At 52.8% G+C, this 20,275-nt stretch carries 24 protein-coding genes; 12 read left to right on the forward strand and 12 right to left on the reverse strand.

Annotated elements, in window-relative coordinates:
- Positions 1-155: 155 nt before the first annotated feature.
- The 4 genes from F1728_RS23670 (at position 156) to F1728_RS23685 (ending at position 4,936) form a co-directional block, all read left to right on the forward strand.
- Positions 156-1,874, forward strand: coding sequence for a putative bifunctional diguanylate cyclase/phosphodiesterase (locus F1728_RS23670; protein ID WP_155366135.1), 1,719 nt, complete (start codon positions 156-158; stop codon positions 1,872-1,874).
- Positions 1,875-2,067: 193 nt separating this feature from the next.
- Entirely contained in the window at positions 2,068-2,355 is a 288-nt protein-coding gene (locus F1728_RS23675) for a hypothetical protein (RefSeq protein ID WP_155366136.1), read from the forward strand.
- 68 nt (positions 2,356-2,423) lie between these two features.
- On the forward strand, positions 2,424-3,686 hold the full coding sequence (locus F1728_RS23680) for a limonene hydroxylase (protein WP_155366137.1): 1,263 nt from the start codon (positions 2,424-2,426) through the stop codon (positions 3,684-3,686).
- 5 nt (positions 3,687-3,691) lie between these two features.
- Positions 3,692-4,936, forward strand: coding sequence for a serpin family protein (locus F1728_RS23685; RefSeq protein ID WP_155366138.1), 1,245 nt, complete (start codon positions 3,692-3,694; stop codon positions 4,934-4,936).
- Here the strand turns inward: F1728_RS23685 and F1728_RS23690 are convergent.
- A complete protein-coding gene (locus F1728_RS23690) occupies positions 4,933-5,364 on the reverse strand; it encodes a dual specificity protein phosphatase family protein (protein WP_155366139.1) in 432 nt (143 codons plus the stop codon). The two genes, F1728_RS23685 and F1728_RS23690, sit on opposite strands and share 4 nt — an antisense overlap.
- Positions 5,365-5,386: 22 nt before the next feature.
- The gene (locus F1728_RS23695) at positions 5,387-5,611 is read right to left on the reverse strand and encodes a hypothetical protein (RefSeq protein WP_145441943.1); all 225 of its coding nucleotides are present in this window, start codon (positions 5,609-5,611) and stop codon (positions 5,387-5,389) included.
- Between the two features lie 324 nt (positions 5,612-5,935).
- Here F1728_RS23695 and F1728_RS23700 point away from each other — a divergent pair, with 324 nt between their 5' ends.
- A complete protein-coding gene (locus tag F1728_RS23700; protein WP_145042380.1) occupies positions 5,936-6,118 on the forward strand; it encodes a CPXCG motif-containing cysteine-rich protein in 183 nt (60 codons plus the stop codon).
- Between the two features lie 3 nt (positions 6,119-6,121).
- On the opposite strand, the gene F1728_RS23705 is transcribed toward F1728_RS23700, so the two are convergent.
- The 5 genes from F1728_RS23705 to F1728_RS23725 all read right to left on the reverse strand — a co-directional run bounded on the left by F1728_RS23705 (position 6,122) and on the right by F1728_RS23725 (position 11,638).
- Positions 6,122-6,337 carry a DUF1653 domain-containing protein gene (locus tag F1728_RS23705; RefSeq protein WP_149339041.1) on the reverse strand — a complete coding sequence of 72 codons (216 nt, stop codon included), beginning with the start codon at positions 6,335-6,337 and terminating at the stop codon, positions 6,122-6,124.
- Between the two features lie 25 nt (positions 6,338-6,362).
- Complete coding sequence (locus tag F1728_RS23710; RefSeq protein WP_155366140.1) at positions 6,363-7,391, reverse strand: class I fructose-bisphosphate aldolase; 1,029 nt, start codon at positions 7,389-7,391, stop codon at positions 6,363-6,365.
- A 103-nt stretch (positions 7,392-7,494) separates the two neighbouring features.
- Positions 7,495-8,184 (reverse strand): DUF2293 domain-containing protein, encoded by a 690-nt coding sequence (locus tag F1728_RS23715; protein ID WP_155366141.1) that lies wholly within the window; start codon positions 8,182-8,184, stop codon positions 7,495-7,497.
- A 151-nt stretch (positions 8,185-8,335) separates the two neighbouring features.
- Entirely contained in the window at positions 8,336-9,793 is a 1,458-nt protein-coding gene (locus F1728_RS23720) for a tetratricopeptide repeat protein (protein WP_155366142.1), read from the reverse strand.
- A 69-nt stretch (positions 9,794-9,862) separates the two neighbouring features.
- A complete protein-coding gene (locus tag F1728_RS23725; protein WP_155366143.1) occupies positions 9,863-11,638 on the reverse strand; it encodes an SLC13 family permease in 1,776 nt (591 codons plus the stop codon).
- A 417-nt stretch (positions 11,639-12,055) separates the two neighbouring features.
- On the opposite strand from F1728_RS23725, the gene F1728_RS23730 reads away from it, so the two are divergent.
- Positions 12,056-12,451 (forward strand): DUF4345 family protein, encoded by a 396-nt coding sequence (locus tag F1728_RS23730; RefSeq protein ID WP_155366144.1) that lies wholly within the window; start codon positions 12,056-12,058, stop codon positions 12,449-12,451.
- Here the strand turns inward: F1728_RS23730 and uvsE are convergent.
- Positions 12,428-13,354 (reverse strand): UV DNA damage repair endonuclease UvsE, encoded by a 927-nt coding sequence (gene uvsE, locus F1728_RS23735; RefSeq protein WP_228030320.1) that lies wholly within the window; start codon positions 13,352-13,354, stop codon positions 12,428-12,430. The genes F1728_RS23730 and uvsE overlap by 24 nt on opposite strands.
- A 16-nt stretch (positions 13,355-13,370) precedes the next feature.
- On the reverse strand, positions 13,371-13,763 hold the full coding sequence (locus tag F1728_RS23740) for a TspO/MBR family protein (RefSeq protein WP_155366146.1): 393 nt from the start codon (positions 13,761-13,763) through the stop codon (positions 13,371-13,373).
- Between the two features lie 368 nt (positions 13,764-14,131).
- Between F1728_RS23740 and F1728_RS23745 the strand changes: the two genes are divergently transcribed.
- The 6 genes from F1728_RS23745 to F1728_RS23770 all read left to right on the forward strand — a co-directional run bounded on the left by F1728_RS23745 (position 14,132) and on the right by F1728_RS23770 (position 17,516).
- Positions 14,132-14,446, forward strand: a complete 315-nt coding sequence (locus F1728_RS23745) for an ArsR/SmtB family transcription factor (protein WP_145042370.1) — start codon at positions 14,132-14,134, stop codon at positions 14,444-14,446.
- Positions 14,447-14,473: 27 nt separating this feature from the next.
- Positions 14,474-14,836 (forward strand): DUF488 domain-containing protein, encoded by a 363-nt coding sequence (locus F1728_RS23750; RefSeq protein ID WP_155366147.1) that lies wholly within the window; start codon positions 14,474-14,476, stop codon positions 14,834-14,836.
- A gap of 60 nt (positions 14,837-14,896) precedes the next feature.
- The gene (locus tag F1728_RS23755; RefSeq protein ID WP_155366148.1) at positions 14,897-15,217 is read left to right on the forward strand and encodes an ArsR/SmtB family transcription factor; all 321 of its coding nucleotides are present in this window, start codon (positions 14,897-14,899) and stop codon (positions 15,215-15,217) included.
- Between the two features lie 66 nt (positions 15,218-15,283).
- The gene (gene arsB / locus F1728_RS23760) at positions 15,284-16,522 is read left to right on the forward strand and encodes an ACR3 family arsenite efflux transporter (protein ID WP_155366149.1); all 1,239 of its coding nucleotides are present in this window, start codon (positions 15,284-15,286) and stop codon (positions 16,520-16,522) included.
- Between the two features lie 54 nt (positions 16,523-16,576).
- Entirely contained in the window at positions 16,577-16,996 is a 420-nt protein-coding gene (locus tag F1728_RS23765; RefSeq protein ID WP_145188815.1) for an arsenate reductase ArsC, read from the forward strand.
- A gap of 25 nt (positions 16,997-17,021) precedes the next feature.
- Positions 17,022-17,516 (forward strand): ArsI/CadI family heavy metal resistance metalloenzyme, encoded by a 495-nt coding sequence (locus F1728_RS23770; RefSeq protein ID WP_228030321.1) that lies wholly within the window; start codon positions 17,022-17,024, stop codon positions 17,514-17,516.
- Positions 17,517-17,518: 2 nt separating this feature from the next.
- Here the strand turns inward: F1728_RS23770 and F1728_RS23775 are convergent, their stop codons facing one another.
- The 3 genes from F1728_RS23775 to F1728_RS23785 all read right to left on the reverse strand — a co-directional run bounded on the left by F1728_RS23775 (position 17,519) and on the right by F1728_RS23785 (position 20,257).
- The gene (locus F1728_RS23775) at positions 17,519-18,256 is read right to left on the reverse strand and encodes a LamG domain-containing protein (protein WP_155366150.1); all 738 of its coding nucleotides are present in this window, start codon (positions 18,254-18,256) and stop codon (positions 17,519-17,521) included.
- 289 nt (positions 18,257-18,545) lie between these two features.
- Entirely contained in the window at positions 18,546-19,310 is a 765-nt protein-coding gene (locus F1728_RS23780) for a nucleotidyltransferase domain-containing protein (protein WP_155366151.1), read from the reverse strand.
- Complete coding sequence (locus F1728_RS23785; RefSeq protein WP_155366152.1) at positions 19,307-20,257, reverse strand: nucleotidyltransferase domain-containing protein; 951 nt, start codon at positions 20,255-20,257, stop codon at positions 19,307-19,309. The genes F1728_RS23780 and F1728_RS23785 overlap by 4 nt, the downstream gene beginning before the upstream one ends.
- Between the last annotated feature and the right edge of the window lie 18 nt (positions 20,258-20,275).

Raw genomic sequence — 20,275 nt, forward strand, 5'->3', positions numbered from 1 at the left:
AAACTTTCAACGCACGTCAGGAGGGAATCGCTGTACCAGTGAATGCGACAGCGAAACTGAAAGAAAGGAATTCAGAGCAAAGCCGAGTATTCAACCGTTTTAGATTCAGTAGCACGCCCATGTGGGGGACGACACTGAATTAAGGGCACATCAAATTGACAGATCTTAACTCCGAATTGAGTTATCTACAGGCATTTCGCGACGCCGTCGATGAGGCGGGGATCGTGGCGATGACCGATGTGCGGGGTAAGATCCTGGATGTCAACGAGAATTTCTGCCAGATCTCGGGCTACAGCCGCGAGGAACTGCTTGGTCAGAACCATCGTATCCTGCGATCCGAACAGCACACTGATGAATTCTTTCGTGAGATGTATCGGACCATCGGGCAGGGAAATGTCTGGCGGGGAGAGATCTGTAACAAATCCAAAAGCGGTTCGCTGTACTGGGTGAATACCACGATCGTGCCACTGTATGACGATCAGGGCAAGATCAATGGCTACCTTGCGCTGCGGATTGATATCAGCGAACAGAAACACCTGATGCAGCGGATGCAGCACCTGGCGCACCATGATCCCCTGACGGGACTGCCAAACCGCGTTTCGATTCTGGAATCGATCCAGCGAGTGATTGATCGTCAGCCGGAAAAACATTATGCGCTGCTCTTTATGGACTTTGATCGCTTTAAGCTGATCAACGACAGCCTGGGGCATGACGTCGGAGACAAACTGCTTGAAGCAATTGCAGTTCGCCTGCGGAAATCGGTACGAGCTACAGATACGATCCAGGCCGCCCGACTTGGCGGTGACGAATTTGTCGTTCTGCTGGAGAATCTGAAATCGCCTCAGGATGCGACCAGGGTTGCGGAGCGGCTGATCAACACCTTATCTGAACCGTACAATCTGGGCGGATATACAATTTACTCCAGCGCCAGTATCGGGATCGTGACCAGCGAGCATCCCGTAAGTTCTGCCAGCGAGATGCTGAGTAATGCGGATCTGGCGATGTATGAAGCGAAAGCGGAGAAGCTGGATCGGCCGGTTGTGTTCGACCGCGTACTGCGGGATAAGGCGCAACGGCGGCTCTATGTGGAAAATGAGCTCCGCGATGTGTTGTCACGCAATGAACTGACGCTCTTCTATCAGCCGATCATTGATCTGGAAACAGAGGAACTGCGGGGCGTCGAGGCGCTGATTCGCTGGTTCCATCCGGTGGGGGGCATGATTCCTCCCGATGAGTTTATTTCGGTCGCCGAAGAGATGGATATGATCATTCCCATTGGTAACTTCGTGATCGATGAAGCTTGTCGACAGCTGGCCGACTGGCGGAACCGCCTGGGCGAGCACGCACCAGATAATATGCATGTGAACGTCTCACGGAAACAGCTGGAACATCCGACTTTGATTTCCGTGGTTGAACAGGCCCTGCAGAAACATGGGCTGCCTGCAGGATGTCTGCACCTGGAAGTGACCGAAAGTATGATCATGCACGACCGGGAGGCCTCGATTGCCACCCTGAATGGCTTGAAAAAACTGGGAGTTAAACTGGACGTCGATGACTTCGGAACCGGGTACTCTTCACTGTCATGCCTGTGTGATTTTCCCATCGATGCCTTAAAGCTGGATCGGGAATTCGTCAAGAAATCGGACCGGGACCGTGAGGTCACCCTGATTCACGCACTGATCATCCTGGCCGAAAAGCTGGGGCTGGAAGTGATTGCAGAAGGGGTCGAAAATACCGAACAGCTGGCACTTCTGCAGGATCTGGGTTGCTGCCTGGGGCAGGGCTATTACTTCTCCAGGCCGGTTAGTGGCCAGGATCTGGAAGAATCCATTCTCGTGGGACTGGGGACAACTTCCCCGGTGGCGAAAGTCTGAACAGAGAGTTCCTGAAAGTGGGCATTCCGCCTTGACTGATCTCTGTACACATCATTAAAACCTCTTTTTTAAATGTTCATAAATTCATGAACCGCAGGCTGCTGGTTCGTGTCATGAACCCATTATTACATTAAAATGATATACGGAAGTGTCGTTTGTGATATTGTGTTAAAAGAGGACAGTGTAAAAGAGGATGGTTGCTTTCGATCAGAATTCCGGGGAAAAGGGTGACGATGCGTGCGAGCTCCCCGAAACGCTGCCCTGGGATATTCGCCCCTCCATCTACGATCATCTCTGTCTGCATATCGTTTCGGGGCAGCCCGGTCTCGTGGAAGCAGGCTATCAGTTGCCCGATGAAGAACGGGTGAACGAAGACCTGGAGCTGCGCTGGGCAGCAGGCGCCCTGGATGGAGTCATGACTCATCATACGGGGGCAGCGACTCAGAGGAACGGGTTGAGAAAACGATCTGGCTGCTGCTGACCTGTTGCGAAGAACCGACGGCGATCAACAAATATCGACTCTATCAGCACATTGTGGAAGAGCACATTGTGGCGTTGATAGATGCGGTCATTACGCGCCTGCTGAATGAACCGCAGCTTAAACATGATCGACTGTACGAACTGGCACATTCTTTTGCTACCGAGACTACGGACCGGGAAACGGTCAAATTCGGAATCGCGCTGCTGGGGCTCTACCAGGTCGAGGAAAATTCGGAGCTGTTTCATATCCTGGGACGGCACGATGAATTCACGCTGTTTTGTGCTGTGGCGTTGACAAACGTTGCGGACGACAGTGAGCAGGCATTGTGGGAGCTGGCGCAGAACGTGTTTGGCTGGGGACGAATCCACATCGTCGAGCGGCTGGCAGAAACTGAGAACGAAGAAATCAGGGACTGGCTGCTTCGTGAGGGATTCCGTAATTCCGTGCTGACAGAGTACCTGGCTTATATCTGTGCTAATACCGGCGGTCTGCTGCCCGCGTTACATAATTCAACTCAGGATCGAGAATTGTTGACCGCAGCCGGCGAATTGATTGAAGCGTTGATCAACGGCGGTCCCGCTGAAGATATGGACGACTACGATGATGGTGCAGCGGCGGTCGAACTATATCTCCAGCAGATTGAGGAAGCGCCTGTAACCCTGGATGATTTTCTGCACATCCGCGCAATTCAACTCTATCTCTCCAATCAGGAAGCCGACTGGGATGTGCGCAGTGAACGGGGCTGGTCCCGTGAATGTCGACAGAGATTAGAGGCGGCGTGTAAACGGATCCTGGAGCGTCCCGAATGGGAGACCCGGGTCAGACAGGGACTGAAGAGCGAAGATGAGTATGAGTTTTTCCAGGCAAATCAGGCGGCGCGGGTTTTAAAGCTGCCAACCTGGGATTATCACTGGGACCGACTGCAGGAGCAGCCGGACGACGCTGGACGCTGGTTTCATCTGCTGCTGGTCTGTGAAGAACCTCAGCTGACACAGGTTCTGGACTTCGCGGAACAGCAGCTGGATCTCGACCGAATCGCCAGTGGACCCGGTGATGCGCCGGGAGTGGGCGATGACTTTAAACAGCATGGCTGCCTCGATTATATTTTACAGGAACTCCGTCGTTTCCCGGGACAGGGAAAAACGTTGATTGAAGCCGGACTGAAGAGCCCCGTGATCCGCAATCGCAAGATGGCGGTCGCCGCTCTGGCCACCTGGGGAGACACGTCACAACGATGCGCGCTCCTCAAACAGGCGGTAGAAATCGAACCGGATGGACATCTGCAGCTGCAGATGCAGAAGCTGATTGATGGCCAGCCACTGGAAGAGTAAGTCTCATGGATCAGAAACGTCAAATCGGTGCCGAACAGCGCTATTGTGAACTGCGCACCATCGTCGATGATGGAAACCGTTTTGCCTGTGCCCTGTTCGCTGAACTGTCACAGGTCAATTCCGGAAACCTGTTCTTTTCGCCGGCCAGTATTTCCACTGCGCTCGCGATGACACTCGCAGGCGCCCGCGGGGAAACCGCGGAGGAGATGAAACGGGCGCTGCGACTGACTCAAGAAGGACAGCAGCTGCATGAATCGTTTCACCATTTGTTGACTGAGACCCGTACGGGAGGCGTGGAGCTGAACGTTGCCAACCAGCTCTGGGGGCAGGCGGATTATCAATTTCTCGCTCCGTTTCTGGATACGGTTCGCGAGTATTACGGCGGCGGTTTGCAGAGCGTCGATTTTCAGGGGAATCCTGGAGATGCGGCAGCTCAGATCAATCAGTGGGTCAGCCAGGAGACGCGCGGCAAGATTACAGAGCTGGTATCTCCCATGAGTTTTAATGAACTGACGCGGTTGATCCTGGTGAATGCGATCTACTTCAAGGGGGGCTGGGAGGATGAGTTCGATCCGGAACTGACACGGGATGAACCATTTCACATCTCGGCGGAGCAGCAGACGCCAGTTCCGATGATGCATCAGACAAATACCTTTGGCTATTACGAAAATGAACTGGTTCAGGTACTGGAATTGCCTTATCGTCAGCAGAATTCCATCATTCAGCCAGTCGAAGCCGAAGATGGCAGTTTTCATATGGTAGCACATGAAATCCCGGGAGGGGGGAGCGACTTCAGCATGTGCATCATTCTGCCTCGCCAGCAGGGGGCATTGCAAACAGTGGAATCGGAGTTGAATTCGGAGACGCTCAATCAGTGGCTGAGTACGAATTACCGTGAGGTCATTGTCAGTCTGCCCCGCTTTCAACTGGAGCTGGAATATGAGCTGAATGCGCCTCTGCAAGCTTTAGGGATGCAGCAGGCTTTTAAATTGAATGTAGCAGACTTTTCCGGAATCTCAGATGATCCGGAAGGTCTGTTTATCGGTTCGGTGCTGCATAAGACTTTTGTTGATGTCAATGAAACAGGGATAGAGGCAGCAGCTGTGACTGCGATTATGATGGCCGGAGCTGGTGCGATGGAGCCCGAACCTCCCAAAGTATTTCGAGCCGATCATCCGTTTCTGTTTTTGATCCGGGATCGTCAGACTCGGCTGATCTATTTCATGGGGCGGTATCAGCAACCTGATTAGCTGCCCGGTTCCGTTTTCTCAAGCAACCGTTGAATCTCATTCCAGAGTCCCGGAGCGATATCGCAGGGACCTGCGGCAGCGACCTGCTGGAGTGCTTCGGAAAACGGACAGTCATGCACCAGCGACAGTGCCCCGGCCACGATTGCGGGGGAGCGGCTCATACCGGCACTGCAGGCGACCAGTGTTGGCAGATCGGTCGAAATGAAGCGGGCTGCGGTGGTCAAAGCGGTCTGCAGTACCACAGTCTGGTTTTCGTCACCATCGATCAGGGGAAGACGACAGTAGACGATTTCACGGGGATAGCTGATGGGCGGCTCTTCCCGTGCCAGATCTATGACTGCGGTAATGCCGAGATCGAGGACCTGATTAAAGTCGCGTGCATCCCGGGCATTACCGATCCAGAGCAGTCGAGGCAGGACTTCTCGCATGACTGTGACTCACTCCGGCTTATCAGCCGCCGGTCCGTCTATGCATGAACGTGTTCTTCTGATTGCCCTTCGCGCCCTGATCGCCTTTGGGAACGGCTGACTGCATAATTTTCGTACGAGCGGGAACCGGTTGTTTCGATTCCTCGCTTGTTTTTTCCTGGGTTTTCTTTTTGACGCTCTCCAGGTGCTTTTTCTTAGCGACCCGTTTCTCGCGATCTTTCTTTTTCTGTTGTTTCTTATTCGCCATGGGAATCTTCTCCGCTGAAGGAATGCTGGATGAAATCATTTCGGGAGAAGTCCAGAGGAAATCTTCGAAACAAAGTACCTTGTGAGTGCACCGCAAGCGGTCACCCGATACTGGCATTATATTAACAACGCTGAATCCAATTAGATAGAATTCCGGGTAATCTGTTCAGACTTCTTTCAGAATCCAGAACACCACCAGAGTTTTTTCAGATCGGCATCTCTTCTACTCAGAGTGACGGTGTATAATGCAACCAGGCCAGCATGAAGCAGATTGGAATATGCGACTGTTGTGCTTCGTCAAATAAGGTAACAGGAGACCCGAGCGATGCAGGAAGAAGCCAGTTATATTTGTGATGCGTGCGGTGAAGAAATCGTCATCCCGATTGATGTTTCCCAGGGGGCCGATCAGGAATACGTAGAAGACTGTCCGGTCTGTTGTCATCCCAACGTAATCCATGTGCACGTGGGTCGCGATGGTGTAGCCGACATTCAGGCGGAAGCCGAATAGAGTCTACTCGGGACCAATAAACTGAAAGCGGGGAACGACGCGTCCGTCGACCTCAACTTTTTCCAGAAACATTTCCTTGGGACGCACCCAGAGACCGAACTGGCCGTAATCCGCACTGTAAACGACCATCTCTTCTTCGGTCTCACTATGTCTGGCGACTCCGATAACGAGATAGTCGTTTCCTTTATAATGTCGATAACGGCCGGTTTTCACGGTCATGAGTCTCCTTACATTCGGTTAAAAATTACGCGGTCACCGATTCCATTTCGGCACTGTATTCTCCGCGTCGGGCACTGCGGTTACAGTTGGCACGATGATACATCGATTTCTGAGCCGCTGCGACATTCGCGGAATCTCCGCCCCAGATCTCCATGCCGGGCTGCTGAATCGCGCGGGCAAAGGAGAAGGAGAGTGCCCAGGGAACTTTGGTTTTGTACTTGGTATTCATCATGTTCAGACGCTCGGAAGCGAGTTCGCTTGACTGACCGCCGGAGAGGAAAGCGACGCCGGGAACCGCGACGGGGACCACGCGTCGGAAACAGCTGACTGTCGCATCGGCGACTTCCTCGACGGAATTCTGCTTGGGGCACTGCAGACCCGGGACGATCATGTTTGGTTTGAGGATCATGCCCTCCAGCAGCACCCGTTGTGCTGCGAGCTGGGCGAAGACGAGTCGCAGTGTCTGTTCGGTCACTTCAAAACAGCGTTGCAGAGTATGCGCCCCATCCATCAAAACTTCCGGTTCCACGATGGGGACCAGGCCGGCTTCCTGGCACAAGGATGCATAGCGTGCCAGCAGGTGGGCGTTGGCTTCCAGACAACCGGTTGAGGGTGTGCCTTCACCAATGGTAATCACGGCCCGCCACTTGGCGAACCGGGCGCCTAACTCTACGTATTCTGCGAGTCGTTCCCGCAGGCCATCCAGCCCTTCGGTGATTTTCTCTCCGGGGAATCCCGCCAGGGAAGTCGTGCTTTTGTCGACCTTGATACCGGGGATAATGCCGGCCTCCTGCAGCACCTGCACGAAAGACTTGCCGTCTTTAGTCTGCTGGCGGATGGTTTCATCATACAGAATCGCGCCGCTGATCGCTTCATTCAGGCCGGGGGTGGTGACCAGCAGTTCGCGGTAATCGCGTCGGAATTCTTCGGTCTGGGGAATATCAAGTTTCGCGAACCGTTTGTGGCAGGTGGGCGTGCTTTCGTCCATGGCCAGCAGGCCCTTGTCGTCTGCGACCATTGCGTAGGCTGTTTCGATCAGTTGCTGCAGACTCATTATACTGCTCCTTCTGGCGGACCCGGAATGACACAGTTCACTACCTGACAACAGCCTCTCTCGTTTATGAGGGCTTTGCTCGGAAAGAGTGACCTGACAATCTTCACTTTAAACCATCGGCTTCCCACTCTGCAAGGGCGCGGTGCAGGGGGCAGTCTGTCGGAGGAGTGGAAGGGCTGCGATACTCATTCAGCAGTTCCTTGGAACGACGGGCCAGCATTCGCCGGACTTCGCGTCGTTTTCCTTTCACACGCGGAATGACCATTTCGTCATAAGCGGTTGTCTGGTGCCGCATCCAGGCGATGACAGCTGCTTCCGCACGTTGCTCCAGGGGGATCCGTTTTGTACGGGCCACCGTTCCGCTGCCGACGGGGGTAGCGTGAGCCGTGATTGCCTGTGCCATCTGATGGGCGATCTGCTCATGCGTCGGGTGGAAGTCCAGGTAAGACAGTACCGCAGTGAGAAAATCGTCTACGTAGGTGGACTGTTCCTGTTCCCGGCGTGCGGCAGCCGCAGCCTGCTTTTTTGCATAGGCGGGAGTGGCACGCTCTGCTGCCAGGTCGGCTTGTATCTGAGTGATGGTTTCTGCGGGCGCCCAGATCCCTTTCGAAAAGGTTCGCCGGCCTTTCTTTTCCTGTACGCTCCAGAATTCCCCCGCTGCTTTGACTCGTCGCGTCAGACCGGCGTCGCCGGGAGGGAGCAAGGTCCAGCCTGTGGGAACCGTATGGATTGAACCATCAGCGGCTTTGACAGAATCCGGTGTCGGGCCGGGCGAGAACGTGTTGCTGGTCATGTCGTGATCACATCCGTGTGAGTTGATTTTAAATTATTTGAAACAGGAGAACTGACGGGGGCTTTTTGTAATAAATTACCCTGTGGAGATTCAAGCCAGAGTCGCATAAAAACGATGGATATCACGTACTGAGGAGTAACAACACCTCGCATCATGGATCGAGATCGGTATAGGCCTGATTTCTTTCATAATAGTGCAGCTGTTTTTCGCAGTCTGTTTTATCTTCATTTTGGGCCAATTTCATGGCCTGGGTGATCCACTTGATCGCACCTTCAAAGTCGCCGGACTCCGCAGAGGCGGCTGCGACTACACTGAGGGAGTTCCAGTTTATTTCAGGAAGTAACTCCAGATTGCGGTGCGCCAGTTCCAGTGCTCTCGGGCCATTGCGATATTGTGGTTCCGGGCAGGTGGCCAGCATCCAGGCCAGACAAATATAAGTGGTCGGGCATTCGGGGGCGCGCGAAAGTGCGGTTTCATAATCCTGCTTCGCCAGGTCATATTTGCCCAGTTTCAGATAGGCTGATCCCCGTGCAGCCAGTAATTCTTCGGACTTCTCACCCAACTTCAGGGCGTGGTTAAAATCGTCAATCGCTGATTGATATTCCTGCAGTTCAAACCGGAGTATGCCACGATCGAGATAATTGCCGGGATCACCGGGGTTCTGGTCGATGTCTGCATTATAAACATTACTTTCCAGTGCCTGTCTGAAGATGGCTTTTGCCTGTTGCACTTCACCCAGCTTCAGGTAACAGAATCCCAGAATGGTCTGCTGATCTGGAGTAAGCGTGGTCTGTTTCTGTATCTGCAGAAAGTCCCGCAGGGCGTTCTGATACTGTTCAGCATAGTAATAGAGATTTCCCCGCAGGATGTAGTTGTCGAGGTCATGTGGGTCGAGTCGAATGGCCTCGTGGAAGAGGCAATGTTTTAAGGCGAGATCAAAATCTTCACGTGCCTGTTTCAAGTGTCCCAGTTTTGTATGGGCGATTCCGCGCTTCTGGTGACAATCCCAGCGGTAATAATACTCCCAGGTTTTGTCGCGTTGTTTCAACGCATGTGTATAGTCTGCAATCGCCTCTGGATACTTGTGGAGATTCAGGAAGCAGTTACCCCGTTCAAAGTAATGATCCGGGTTACGAGGGGCCAGTTCGATGATCCGAGCAAAGTCGCTCAGTGCCGCATCAATGTTTCCGAGACGGGCATAGGTATGGGCGCGATTGATCAGTGCATCGAGTGTATCGGGTTTTAATTCGAGACAGCGGGTTGTTTCATCGATACATTTCTCATGCTCATTTTGTAGACCATAAATCGCACCCCGGTTTAAGAATGCATAAGGGTTATCTGACTCCAACAGTGTGACCATATCGCAATCGGAAAGTGCCTCTGTCAGGCGCTCCTGCTGGATGTAAGCGCTGGAACGTGCCAGGTAGGATTTGGTATCGCGAGGATTCTTTTGAATCAGCTTGCTGTAACTTGCGATGGCAGAATCCAGATTCTTGAGGTGTGAAAATTGATGTCCCTGTGATCGTGATGAAAACAGACCACGGATCATCAGAATGAGATAGATTTCGCAGAAGACGGCTGCGACAATGTAGGCAATATTTTCCAGCATAAAACATCCCTGAACCGAGAGAATACCAGTCTATTATAACAGTCGATGGAGGGCATACCACTGCCCGTCTCAGAATGGCCAGATCCAGGGAACCAGGATCACCGCGGTGATCCAGAGCAGCAGGTTGAGGGGTGTGCCGATACGGATGAAGTCAGAGAAGCGATAGCCGCCCGGGCCATAGACCATGAGGGTGGTCTGATAGCCGATCGGTGTCATGAAACTGGCGGAGGCAGAGAGAATCAGGGCAATGAGAAACGGCAGCGGACTGGCGTCATACAGTCGGGCTGTCTCCAGGCAAAACGGAAATAACAGAACAGCAGCAGCATTATTGGTAATCAGTTCTGTGAGGATCGATCCCAGCAGATAGATTACCCCCAGGGCCGCGATTGGTCCCCAGGCTTGCGTTGAGGAGACAAACGCACTGGCAATCTCGGTAGCGGCACCGGAGTTCTGGAGAGCTGTGCCGACTCCAAATGCTGCGGCAATGGTGATCAGCACCTGCCATTCAATACTCCGACGGGCATCACCGGTAGAGAGACAGCCCAGGAGAACCATGAGAACTGCGGTCAGCATGGTGGAGAGTACCACCGGCATGACACCTGAAATCATCAGGCCCATCAGGATGAAGAAGAGCAGGGCGGCGATCCAGGCTCTGTCTGCCCGGATGGGACGCCAGTCATTGACATCACTGATCAGGTAAAATGCCGGATCGTGGCGGTAGGCACGCAGAAAATGAAGCGGAGTCTGCAGGAGCAGAGTATCGCCCGCTTGCAGACTGATATCACCGATTTTCTGTTCGATGCGTTTTCCGGCGCGATGAACGGCGACGATGGCCGCTCCATAAGTGGCGCGGAAATCGGCCTCGCAGATGGATTTTCCCACCAGGGGCGAGGTGGCGGAAATCACAGCTTCACATAGCGGGCGTCTACGCTGCTTGCGGGGCGAGATTTCGTAGTCTGGATCGGCAATGGGGATGAGATGGGGAATTTTTTCCAGTTCAATGATACTGCTGACAATGCCTGTGAAGATTAAGTGGTCGCCCGCTTCCAGAATCTGTTCGGGACCTGCAGGGGAGAGAATCTTTCCGCGGCGATCAATTTCGATCAGGAACAGGCCCGGCAACTGGCGTAAGCCGCCCTGTTCGATAGTCTGGGCGATCAGACGACAGCCGGACTGCACTTCCATTTCGACCAGGTATTCCCGCTGACATTCGCTTAACTGTTCCAGCAGTTCCAGACGCTCAGGGAGCAGGACGTGTCCCGCAAAGAACAGGTAAGCGATCCCAATGCAGGCATAGGGGACACCGATTTTTCCGATTTCAAAAAGTGACATACCCGATAATCCACTTTCCAGCATCAGTCCATTAATCACCAGGTTGGTTGAAGTGCCGATCAGGGTGCAGGTGCCTCCCAGAATAGCCAGGTAGGAGAGTGGAATCAGCAGGCGGGAGGGGGCAATACGGTGCCGACGACTCCAATCGATGACTATGGGAACAAACATCGCGACGATCGGCGTGTTATTCAAAAACGCCGACAGCGGAAGCACAACGCCCGAGAGCCTGAGTAAAGCACTGCGTTCACTGCGTGTCTGACCCAGAACATGATGCCCGATCAGATCGAGAATACCGGTTTCACGCAGCCCGGCCACAACCACAAACAGGGCTGCGACCGCCAGCATTCCGGAGTTGGAAAATCCGACGAAGGCTTCCTGGGGAGAAATGATTCCCAGGATTGCCAGGATGGTTGTGGCACTCAGAAACAACAGGTCCGGGGGAGCCAGATTTTTTAACAGCGAGAAAAACAAGAAACCCACAATACACACGGTGATCCATGCGTCACTATTCATTACAGCAACCCTTCCGGGATTGAAACGAGGCCAATAAAAAAAGGGTTGAAAGCGATGGCTTTCAACCCTTTGGATGAGATATGGTACTTTGATCAGATCTGATCAGGTTTTGATAACAATCAACACACCCTCTCCCAAAGAACGAAAGCCGTTCCTGGACAACAGATCTGACAACAAAGTGTGATGATGGATTTCATGTCGTGGAATATCGACTTTCAGGTGAATCGAGTTTGAGCTAAAATAACGCAGAGAGAAACAGGCACCAACTGGGATTCCGCGCAGACCCTCATCGGCTGCAATACCTTGCGAATAAGACAGTCGGAAACGCGACCAGGTTCACCTCAGTTTGACCATTGGACGAGGATCGTCTATTCTCGGAGTATTCAGCGTATCCTCAATACACAGGAGTTTTGACTGATGATTCGAGTCTGGCTGGCCCTGGTAGGTGGGCTGTATCTGATGCTTGCAGCCTGGTGTGCGATCACCCCTGCATCCACATCCCAGTCGGTGGGCTTTACGCTGGAGGGAGGCTCCGGGCAGTCGGAATTCCTGGTGGTGTATGGCGGTCTGGAACTGGCTTTAGGTCTGATCTTTCTCTGGCCCCTCTGGCAGGCCGGAGTGACGCGGTATGCGTTGACGGTCTGTGTGATCGTGCATGGTTGCCTGGTCTTATTTCGTTGTGCCAGTTTTTTCCTGTTCGAGGGAATCGGCGCGACGACGTACTCACTGGCGACCGGTGAATGGCTGATTTTTCTGATCAGTCTGGGCTTCTGTCTGACAACACGAAAATCAGTTTTTACTTCTGCAGAGTGACTGCATCAGTTTCAGCACCGCCTGTTCCTTCGCTTTGGCTTCGACTTCGACGGTCAATTCGCGGTCTTTCCAGCAATCAGGGAAATCACGCACATTGATGAAATCATGGTGCCGGTGGGGTTTCGGTCCCTTCCAGCCTTCCAGAGGACTGGAAATGTGAAACATGGGCTCGCGATCCCAGGTCTGGATTGCCTGTTCGGTAGCCTCTTCAACAGAGAGCTCATCAGGCAGACAGCGGTGATGATGCGCGTCGTAGACCAGCGGTATGCCGATCTTTCGACAGAGCGGTAGCAGATCCGCGGGAGTGTAGGTCGTGTCGTCATTTTCCACAGTCAGTCGGCTGCGGACCCGTTTCGAGAGACGCTGGAAGTTCTCCGCAAACTGAGCCAGGGCACTTTCCTTGTCTCCGTAGGCACCCCCTCCATGAATGTTGACCACATCCGCATTGACCCATTCTGCCACTTCGGACTGATACTCGAGCTCTGCTATCGAACGTTCAACGACTTCCACGCGCGGGGAGTTGAGTACCACAAACTGGTCGGGATGAAGGCAGGTGCGAATATGATGTTCGCGGGCGTACTGGCCACACTGTTTGAACAGCTTGACGATTGCCTTCCCCTCGGGCAGGTCCTGCATGTCGTAGCCACACTCGGGATGAGTTTTCAGGGGCAGAATCTGACTGTTGATGCGAAAGCAGCCGATGTTGTGTTCGGCACAGTATTCCAGCGACGATTGGAGTGCCTCTGCATTTTCCCGACAGAGTCGCGCCAGTTTCTCCAGGGCGGCGGTCCGTTCCATCTGGCTGTTGGATTTGACAGTGGTATTTCGAAATTTGATCGGTTCTTCCAGAAACTGACAACAGAGCCCCAGCTTGATCGATGATTGTGATTTTGTTTTTGACACCAGACTGCCAGGCTCCTCAATTCATCCAGAAAATACTGACCTGGATCGTCGTGGCGATGGAAACCCAGATCAGATATGGGATCTGAGCCAACGCGACCCATCGGGAGCGAGGCCAGATCCTGTAGATTATCCAGAGGATTGTAGACCAGACGACCAGAATATCCAGTGTGGCCAGCGGAACATTTCTCAAACCGAAAAACAGAGGCGTGAAGCTCAGATTGGCAATGAGATTAATCGCGAACGGAACTGCTGTCGCTGCAGGATAGCGACGCCGTGCTGTCTGGTAAAAGACGTACCCGAAGGAAATCAGGATGATCGGATACAGAATCTGCCAGATCAGGCTGATGGTTCCCGGGGACGGCGTCCAGTCCGGTTTGGAGAGCGTGTTGTACCATTCCATCCAGGTCATGATTTGGGCTTAATATAACAGTAAGCAGGTGATGAGAAGATTCTTCAAACAGGAGTCTGGATTTCCGATGAGTTTCCGAAACTATGGTAGTGAAGCGAGACTGGAAAACAATCAGGAAAATCGATTCTGACTGAAATCAGGATTGAAGTGGCAGAATCAAATACTGATCCTATTTTCAAACCCGGACTCGTAATAATTAGCAACTGGGGAAAAGTGGCAGAAAACAGGTTTCCCATTTACTGGAGCTGTCCCTGCGCGGTGTTTATGCTACAATCAGGTCCAGAATCCCCGCGCAGGCTGATTGCCGCGGCTGTCCGCCTGATGAAGGAACAGGGGAGGATTTCCTGTCTTGCAGCGATGGTAACAACATGTCTAAAGATCGGCTCCAATCCGACTTGTGTGCTGAAAAACTGAAAGCATTGGGAGAGCCAATTCGGCTCCGCATCATTGACCTGCTTCGTGATGGCGAACGGACGGTCAGTCAGATCGCCGAAGCACTCGAAGAAGAAGTGGTCAATATTTCGCATCACCTGGGGATTCTGTATCACGCCCGACTGGTCACGAAACGCAAAGAGGGACGGTTCGTCGTCTACAATCTGCATCCTGAAGTTGCCGCCGTCAGCAAAGCGGGCAAACAGCATCTCGACTTTGGCTGCTGTCGCCTCGAAGTCCCTGACGCCTGATCCCAGACTCTTTCTAAGAGCGATCCCATGACCGGCAGGATCCAGATCAAGCGGGTTTACGATAAAGCCCAAACCGCGGATGGCTTGCGGGTGCTTGTTGACCGTCTCTGGCCCCGTGGTGTAGCCAAAGAGAAAGCCGCCATTGATGTCTGGGCGAAAGAGCTGGCTCGCTCCAACGAATTACGGAAATGGTTTCACAGTCATTCCGATCAATATCATGAGTTTACAGTACGCTATCGGGTGGAACTGGAGGAGCGTCTGCCTGAACTACAGGAGCGGATCGCCGAACTCTCACAACCCCGGTTGACGCTGGTGACTTCCGTGAAAGAACCGGAACGCAGTCATGTGCCCGTGCTTCAAAGATTTCTCCTGGCTCAGTTTTCTGATTGAACCGATCGCATTTTGAGTGTTGACGTTTAGGACGGAAAGGGGTAATATGGTCATATTGCCATGAAAGAAAAAACACGCCAACAATATGAAGCCCGGGCCAAAATCGCCAAGGCGATGGCTCATCCCAGTCGGCTGCTGATGCTGGATCTGCTCCAGACTCAGGAGTTGTGCGTGGGAGATCTGACCGAACAGGTGAGAGCAGATCAGTCTACGGTTTCCAAGCATCTGGCAATTTTGAAAGAAGTAGGGCTGGTCGCAGCCCGCAAAGAAGGGGCGCTCAATTATTATCGAGTGACCTGCGGCTGTCTGGATGGATTCTTTTCCTGCATGGAAACGGTGCTACTGTCTGACCTGGAAGCCCGGAAACAGTCACTCGAGTAATTTTTTTAAACTAAATATGGCTATATGGCGTAATCGCCATGGTGTAGCACGAGGAGCAAAGACGAAATGTCTGCAGATGCCAACAGCGCAGGAGTTACTTCCAGTCAGGGGATCAGCTTCTTTGAACGCTATCTATCCGTCTGGGTCGCGCTCTGTATTGTGGCCGGGATTGTACTGGGAAAACTGGCTCCCGGGATTGCCCTCAAACTGGACAGCATGGCGATTTATGTCAACGAAGCTCCCGTGGTGTCGATTCCCATTGCGGTCTGCCTGTTCTTCATGATGTATCCGATCATGGTCAAAATCGATTTTGCCGAAGTTCTGAAAGCCGGCAAAGCGGTGCGTCCGGTTGGCCTGACCCTGTTTATCAACTGGGCGATTAAACCCTTTTCGATGTATGCGATTGCCAGTTTTTTCCTGGGAACACTGTTTTACCAGTTCATTGGTCCCGACGCGGTGGACTATGTTAAAATGCCGTTCGGACTCGATCTCGATGTGGGAGCCGTCTACGGTGCCGGTAAAGTCGTGCTGGTAGATGGGGTGAAAATGCTGGAAGTGCCTCTCTGGCGCAGCTATCTGGCAGGCTGCATTCTGTTGGGGATCGCCCCCTGTACTGCCATGGTACTGGTCTGGGGTTTTCTGGCGAAAGGCAACGATGGGCATACGCTGGTCATGGTGGCGATCAATTCGCTGACGATGCTGTTGTTATTCGGTGTTCTGGGCGGCTTTCTGCTGGGGGTGGGAAAACTACCTGTTCCCTGGCAGGCATTGTTGCTTTCCATTGGAGTTTATGTCGCATTCCCTCTGGTTGCCGGGTTCTTCTCTCGAAAATGGTTAATGGCCACGAAAGGGGAAGTCTGGTTCAAGGAAAAGTTTCTGCATACGCTCACACCAGTCACAATTACGGCTCTGCTGGTCACTCTGATCCTGCTGTTCTCTTTCAAAGGAGAAACAATTCTCAGTAATCCCCTGACGATTCTCTGGATTGCGATCCCGCTGTTGATCCAGACGATTGTGATTTTTGCCTTGGGATACTTTTTGTCAAAAGTGCTGGGGCTTACCTATGAAAACGCAGCACCGACTGCGATGATCGGCGCTTCCAATCACTTTGAAGTGGCGATTGCGACGGCCACGATGCTCTACGGACTTTCTTCGGGGGCAGCGCTGGCAACCGTGGTGGGCGTGTTAATTGAAGTGCCGCTCATGCTCACGCTGGTCAGGTTCTGTCTTAAAACGCAGGACTGGTTTCCACATCAGACGTGTGCGGTGAATTCTGAAGCCGACAGCAGTCAAACCGCTGAATGATTAACGACGGATACACAAACTTATTATAAAGCTGGATCTTGATAAGGAACTATGATGAAACGCGTATTAGTGTTATGTACCGGTAACTCCTGTCGTTCCCAGATGGCCGAAGAGCTCTGGGAGTTTTTAGGACAAGGAGAATGGGAGGCGGAGTCGGCTGGTTCGAAGCCTTCGGGGTATGTGCATCCCCTGGCGATTGAAGCGATGCGGGAACTGGATATCGATCTGTCAGAGAATACCAGTAAGCATCTCGATCAGTTTACCGAACAACAGTTCGATCTGGTGGTGACGGTCTGCGATAACGCAAAAGAATCCTGCCCGGTTTTCTCGGGAGCGACCCAAACCCTGCACTGGCCGTTTGATGATCCCGCTGATGCGACGGGAACCGATGAAGAAAAAATGAAAACATTCCGTCGTGTGCGGGATGAAATCAAAACCAAAATCCAGGCCTTTCTGGCTGACGAATCTGCTTAGGTTCAGTTTCAATACGAGGGAGATCATGATGACTCAGGAATCAGCTGTCGACTTTCCGGGTAATTTCCGTGTGCATGTCGCCTTGACGGTTTCCGATCTGGCGCAGTCAAAAAAGTTTTACGAACTGCTGCTGGGGGTGGCTCCCAGCAAGGAACGTCCCCGTTATGCGAAATTTGAACCGGTGGATCCTTCGGTAAATCTGACCCTGAATGAAGTGGAGGGGGACGTCACCGTTGAAGGGGGCTCAGCTCACTTTGGGATCCAGGTGAAATCCGTAGCGGAAGTGCATGCTGCCATCGAACGATTTCAGGCCGCCGGGATTAAAACCATCACGGAAGAGGCGACCACCTGTTGTTATGCCGTGCAGGACAAAGTCTGGGCCGTGGATCCCGATGGTCATAAGTGGGAAGTGTTCGTCGTGTTGAAAGCAGATGCGAAAGATGAACTCTACGCACAGTCGGGCTGCTGTGGTCCGGAGATGGTGAATCTAACAGACTGCAACCATTCGCAGGCAGACTGAGTTTATTCTTCAGTCAGTAGAACCCACTTGGCATCGTGGATGGTACCGTTCCGTTTGTGTTTGGAGACATCCGCAAGCGTGGTCTGGTCAGGCTTTGAGAAATCGAGCAGCAGCTCTGTATTCGCGTCCGGTGTAAAGGATTGAGCAGGAGTAAATTCCTTGTCATAGCGGACGACATTCGAGACGCGAAACATCCGCATGATTCCCTTGCCGAACAGGGCTGCCGGCTTGGTTTGTTCCTCATCCCATTTTTCCTGGGCACCGAGAAAGAATTTTCGATCTGCAACAAACGGACCTGGCTTGGGGGCATTCTGTCGATGCACTTCTTTGCCGTTGACGTAAATGACCTGCTCGGTGCCGGTATAAATCATGGCGACATGATCCCAGCCTTCGACCGAGTTCGGGTCGACGCGCGTAGAATAATTGGTCCCGTTGTTACTTTCCCAGCCTGCAGAATGGCGGCTGGCCCGGATGGAAATCCAGATGCTGTTCTCGGGATCTCCCTGTTTGCCTTCGCAGCAGATGCGGCCGGTCCAGTCTTTGACCCAGGCTTCGATGGTAAACGTATTCCATGCAGTGAAATTCAGATGGGGCAGAGTGACATAGCTGTCTCGGCCGTCAAATTTCAGTCCGTAGTATTCGCCTTTTACCTGTTTGGGTTCCTGTGCAGTTAGCTCTGTAGAAAGTCCGGTGGCACAATAGATAAAAAGCGTGATCAACAATAGATTTGCAGATCGCATATAAATGTTCCTGTCGCGTTGCACCTGGTGAACGTGGGTGCCTGAAATCAGTCATGTTTCTACTCGATTTTACTCAGAGAAGATGACTTCAACAGAAATGAGTCAGTAAAAATCACATAATTTATACGAACTTAACAAAAAAATTGTTAACGTTTTATTTTATACAAATGTGAATGTGCGATTCTCTGAGTACGATTCGAAGTGGCAGATTTCACGCACCCTGAATGAGAAAGACGCTCGTTCTCAAATAAAAACGAGCGTCTTTCAGTTACTGGTTTGAAAATGCGAATCAGGTTCCTTTCCGCTGAGCCAGACGGATCCGGACCAGCAGATCATTCAACGCATCACCCGAACTCGGTTTTTCGGGCAGGCTGGTGGTTTCCATCGCCTGTTCCAGTTCCCCCACAAGACGTTGGTATTCGCGTCCATGGAACTCCATGTCGGCGGCATCCAGCGTGGAACGTTCAGAACCTTCCAGCTTGCGTTCGATCAGTTCGGGGATGTAGGACAGCCGCGCTGCTTCATTCAACAGGATCAGGTTCGGTTCCAGTTCGCCAGTGCGCATCAGATGCAGACCGGTGAGTAGAACCCGATACACGTAGAGCAGGGGTTTGACCCGGGGCGGATCTTCCTTCTGGAACAGTTTCCACTGCGTGGCCGCGAAACCCAGGTAATGGTAGGCGTGATATCTGGTCACGCAGCCGGGCGCCAGTGCTTTCAGCTCTTCATACTCGGGAGTGGCCTGCAGGACCAGCGGCGAGAGTAGTTGCTCCAGCACGTAGCCATTCTTTTTGAGCATGAGTTGAAAGAACTTACCCACATCGTGTGTGACCAGATCGATTTCCAGACCGTCATCAACGCGCGAACGCTCCACCGTGACCTGTCCCTCTCGCAGACCGATCACGGTCTCCAGCGGCAGTATGTGTACGCCACGGAGATCGTAATCAGAATCGGGAGAAGGAAAGCCATAGATATGCGATCCACTGATAGTGGCGAACAGCAGAGGATAAGGATGTTCCTTGAGCTGTTGTTCCAGTCGGGGATCGAAGTTCATGGCAGTGCCTCCTGCGTCGCCAGTCGACGCGCTTTGATGAGATAGTTATTCGCAGTTTCATAATCAGGGCGGGCCGGTAGTCTGGTCTGCTCCAGCGCCTGCTCAAATTCTTTGTGCAAGCTCTTCCGCCATTTCTCGGTTTCGTCCCAGGGGAGTTCACCACGCTTGATGGCCAGCAGCTGCTCCCGGTGTGGTCCCACATCGACGACAACATAGCCTTCACGCAGGAGGGTGACTCCCGAGATCAACAGCCGGATCAGGTGCATCACATGCTTCCATTTGACCTTCCCCTGGTTCTTGATATCAGTCTGCATCTTTTTGAACTGCGACATCACATAACCGTTGTAGGTCTGATAGACGATGCGCGTCAGAAAGATTTCCCGCAGATCCAGCAGTTCCTGGCCGAGGGGCGTGACCTGTTCGACCAGGGGAGTATAGAGGCACTCCAGGACGTTCGGGTTCGCTTTCAAAGCCAGGACCAGAAACTTCTGCAGCTCCCAGTAGGTTTCCTGTGTTTCATGACAGTCGAGCTGTTCGGGAACGCCGTACAGTGACCACTGCAGCTCCGCGGGCGGCAGGTAGATGCCGCGATAATCGGTGTCGGACTGCTCATCCTCCAGACCAAAGGCCCGGGAGCCAATGATGCACTTGAAGATCACGCGGGAGAACAAGTCGCTGCGGTTTGCGTTGATCTCGCTGTTGCCGATCTCCCCCTCTTTGAATTGGGCGAGCAGGGTCAGCTCGTCTGCCTTGAGGGCAACTTCGACACCATCCGGAAACTTAACGCGATACGAGTGATCCAGGTCACGCGGCGCACGCACTACCACACCAACCGATCCCCGCGGATGCTGCGTACGACCGTTCGGTCCGATGATATCCCGGACTGTGACCACCTGTGTGCCGTCAGAATAGATCAGGTTCGGTTGATAGTGGACGCGCTTGTTCATGGTTTCACTTCCTGTTTT

Origin of the sequence: Gimesia benthica, from assembly GCF_009720525.1 — a bacterium.
GTDB lineage: Bacteria > Planctomycetota > Planctomycetia > Planctomycetales > Planctomycetaceae > Gimesia > Gimesia benthica.